The organism is Protofrankia sp. Cr1, assembly GCF_963555865.1.
GTDB lineage: Bacteria > Actinomycetota > Actinomycetes > Frankiales > Frankiaceae > Protofrankia.
On sequence record NZ_CAUVXO010000475.1, the window covers coordinates 1 to 4,019 of the forward strand.

2 protein-coding genes and 1 pseudogene are annotated in these 4,019 nt (G+C 64.6%); all 3 read left to right on the top strand.

Annotated elements, in window-relative coordinates; genetic code table 11:
* A pseudogene (locus U9980_RS24045) lies at positions 1-422 on the top strand (hypothetical protein); the annotation flags it as partial.
* Positions 423-510: 88 nt separating this feature from the next.
* Positions 511-1,284: a hypothetical protein gene (locus tag U9980_RS24050; protein WP_322770012.1), complete on the top strand. Its 774-nt coding sequence runs from the start codon at positions 511-513 to the stop codon at positions 1,282-1,284.
* A gap of 193 nt (positions 1,285-1,477) precedes the next feature.
* A complete protein-coding gene (locus U9980_RS24055) occupies positions 1,478-3,922 on the top strand; it encodes a helix-turn-helix domain-containing protein (protein WP_322770013.1) in 2,445 nt (814 codons plus the stop codon).
* Positions 3,923-4,019 lie beyond the last annotated feature (97 nt).

Below are 4,019 nucleotides of genomic sequence, written 5' to 3' on the forward strand. Positions count from 1 at the left end.
TTCTCCTTATCGGGTGGGCGGAGGCCGGTCCGGGTCTGCTTCAGGCCATGCAGGCCATCACCACGGGTGCGCCCGCACTGCTCGGGCCGGCGGCGGACAGCGCACCTGGGCGGGTCGTCGCTGACCCGCCAGTGGAAGAACCGGTCGGTGAACAAGCCGCGGCGGGGTCTGGCCGGAGTGGACCGGGCGCGCGTGAGCAGGACCTGCTGCACCGGGCCAGGGCCGAGGACGTCCTGCACTGGCAACAGCACCAGCGCCCGATCTCCGCCGAGACGCTGCGCAAACGGCTCCGCGTCGGCGCTCCCGCGGCGCGCAGGCTGGTTGGGCAGTTGCGTAGCGACATCCACAGCCGGATCGAGGGAAACGCGCAGCGGTCCGAGGGGGAAGCCCGCTGCGTTCTGCCAGCGGCGGAGACACGATAGGCGCGAGCCCGTTTCGCCGTGGAGCACGGCCGATGGTTGCGGGGTCAGTGACACACGTCCAGGGCCAGAATCCGCCCAGGAGGTTCCGATGGGTAGATACGACCCGCTGACCGCATACCTGCGAGCCGCGGCGGATCGCGGTCAGGCGACAGTGGAGCTGGGGTTCGATCAGATTGAGGAGATCATCGGCTCGTCGCTTCCGGCGTCGTCGGACCAGCGGCAATGGTGGGCCAACTCCAGTCACAGCCAGGCGTTGGCATGGCGGGCCGCCGGTTTCCAGGTCGAGCGGGTGTACCTGGACCGCCAACGGGTCCGGTTCGCGCGTGGCACGCGCGGCGGCAGCTATGCCGACCGCGGTCGGATCGCCCCGTCACCAGTCCCACACAGCACCGCCCCGCCCTTGCTGGACCGCCAGCCGGTGGGAACTGCGGTCGACGTTCGAGTCCGGCTGCGGTGGCTCGACGCAGGCACGATCACCCTCGATCCGGGTGGGAAACCGACCTTCGGCGGCCTCGACGAGGCGCCCGGCCTGTACCGGATGACCCTCACCGCCGCAGCGGACGACATCCGGCCGCAGGTCTACATTGGGGAGACGGACAGCCTGCGCCGCCGGCTGTCCGGCAACTACCGCAACCCCGGAGCCGGACAGCAGACAAGCCTGCGAATCAACGCCCTACTGCGCGAGCACCTCGCCGCCGGCGGACGTGTCGACCTCGCCCTGGCAACGACGGCGACCCTGTGGCTCGATGGCGTCGAGCGGCCCCTCGACCTGACCCGCAAGGCCGGCCGGCTGCTAGCCGAGAACGCCGCGCTCGTGCTCGCGCAGATCACCGACGACGCGGACATCGTCAACCTCGGATGACCATCCGGCCCGGCGAGATACACATGGACCACCGTTTTGGAGGCGAAAGCGAGTTCCGTCCGGGGAAGCGATGACGACGACCACCGGAGCGATGTATATTCTGGACCAACGATGGTCGAGGTATAGAGGAAGGACGCTGTGATAGCGATCTTCTTTAGCCCGGTTGTCCCGCAGCACGACCAGAGGATGATCATTGGCTGACAGCCTTCCCGGTGAATTTTCACAGTTCGGCGTGGAACTGCGGCGACTTCGCGAGGAAGCTCATTTAAGCCAGTCCGACCTCGCCAAAAAGATCAATTACAGCAAGGGATATCTTAGTAAGATCGAGACGGGGCGCGCGCGACCTAATCCGGACTTTGCCCGACGGTGCGACGAGATACTGGACACGAATCGGCTATCCGAACTGGCGGTCTCCTCCGGCTCGCGGGAGAATCGGTTGGCGCCCGCAACTGCGCCTTCCTTGGATCTGCCCAGGGAACCGGTCAACTTCGTCGGCCGTGACGTAGAAATGCAACAACTATCTGCTTTGCTGTCATGCGACAGGGATGCGGGACATGGGGCGCCGGTGGTCGGCGTGGTTGTCGGCATGGGCGGTGTTGGCAAGACCGCACTGGCACTCCGAGTGGCTCATCAGTTGGCCGAGACATTCCCCGACGGATCACTCTATCTGGATCTCCACGGGTACGCGGACTCGCTTCCGGTGACCCCTGCCGAGGCGCTGGAACGCCTGCTTCGCCGACTAGGCGTTCCCGGGCACGCTATACCGGTCCACGTCGACGACCGGGCAGCTCTTTTCCGAGTACGAGTCGCGGGAAGACGCATCCTTCTATTCCTCGACAATGCGAACAGCGCGGCGCAGGTTACGCCCCTACTGCCCGCCACGTTCGGTTGCCGGGTACTGATCACGAGCCGCAGCATGTTGAACGCACTGGAAGATGCCACACGCATCAATGCCGGGCCGCTTCCATTACAAGAGGCCATTCGTCTCGTAGAGTTGTACAGTGCCGGCAGCAAGACCACCGACAGACACCCGAGCGACAGGGATTGGCAGGCGCGGATCGCCGAGTGGTGCGGTGGGCTCCCGCTCGCGATCAGCATCGCTGCGGCGAGTTTCCGCGCCGCCTCGGCGGAAGTAGCCGGGCTGGGCGATTGGGCACACGACGAGACTTCGATCCTGAACGGACTTGACGACGGCGAACGCAGCATAGCCTCGGTTTTCGATCATTCCTTTCGCCTTCTTCGCACCGATCTTGCGCGTACCTTCATGCTGGTGGGTCTGCATGGAGGAACGGAATTCTGTCTTGGTGCCGCCGCGGCGCTCGCAGGAATCCGCGGAGAGGAGATCAGAATTCACTTGCGCCGGCTCCTCGACGCCAATCTACTAACGGAGGAGAGCCCGGGACGCTTCCGCCTGCACGACCTCCTCGGCCTTTTCGCGCGTGACCGCGCGGTCGCACTGTTGCCAGAGGCGACACGCGACGAAGCTGTTCGCCGTGAAGTCGACTACTACCTGTGGTCGCTCGACTTGGCAGACAGGATCATCACACCGCTCCGGTATCGGGCTGCGCTGGACATGGACCCGGAGGCCACCAACGCTGGCACGAGTGACCAAGTGACCCCTTACCATCCCCGTGACTACCACGACGCGGTCGGATGGGTGGCCCGCGAACAGGACAACATCCTTGGGGTGTGTCGGCGAGCCTTTGCCGCTGGGCTAAACGGCCGTTGCTGGCAACTGGCCTATGCCTTCCGCGGCTTCCTATTTCTCGCCAAGCCGCAGGACATCTGGATCGAGACCCACAAAATCGCATTGAGGGCCGCGCAGAGGGCCGGCAGGCCACACGCGGAGGCGCAGACGCGGAACAACCTTGGCCTCGCATTAATGGAAGGAGGCGACTATCGTGCGGCGGCCGAGCACTATCAGACGGCCTGGCTCCTCTTCCGGGAACTCGGGGACGCGCACGGCGAAAACACGGCCCTCGCCCATCATGCATGGGTGCATTACCACCAGGGAAACTTGGACCAGGCGCTCGCGGATAGCTGCTCGGCGCTGGAGTTCGTAGAGCGAGAGGGCTCCCCGCGGAACAGGGCGATACTGCTACGGGACATCGCCTTGATCGAGATACGGCTCGGGCGATACGATGCCGCCATCTCTCGGTTGAAGGAATCACTGCAGATGTTCGAGGATCTCGGCCTTCACGTCGACGCCGCCATGGCGCTAAACTATCTCGGCGAGGCGCTGCGTGGCCAAGGCCGGTCGAGCGAGGCCAAGGGGATCCTTCACAGTGCAGCCCAGCGCGGTGCATGGTGCGGCAGCCTGTTCGAGGAAGCCCGCGCTTATGAGGAGCTCGGTGGGCTCGCGGCCGAGGAGGGAGACGGGGATCTGGCTCTCTCACATTGGGAGCGAGCCATGGACGGCTACCAACGGCTCTGCGACACCCGGCATGCTGACGTGGTCCGATCCCGGATCGAGTCCTTGCCGGCACAACACAGAGGAGGTCGTAGGCCATCTGGCGACGCCATTGTAGCAGAACGTAAGAACGCCGAGCGTGCGACGATCGAAACCGGGTGCACGGATTGCATTGGGAATCCTCGCGTGGAGGACCGCGACGACCTCGATGATGAAGTTGACCGCTGAGAAAACGAAGTAGTACAGACATGCCGCGCCAGCTCGCCCCCTATGACATCTTTTTCTGTTACTCGTGGAAGGACAAAGCTGAAGCGGATGGGCTAGT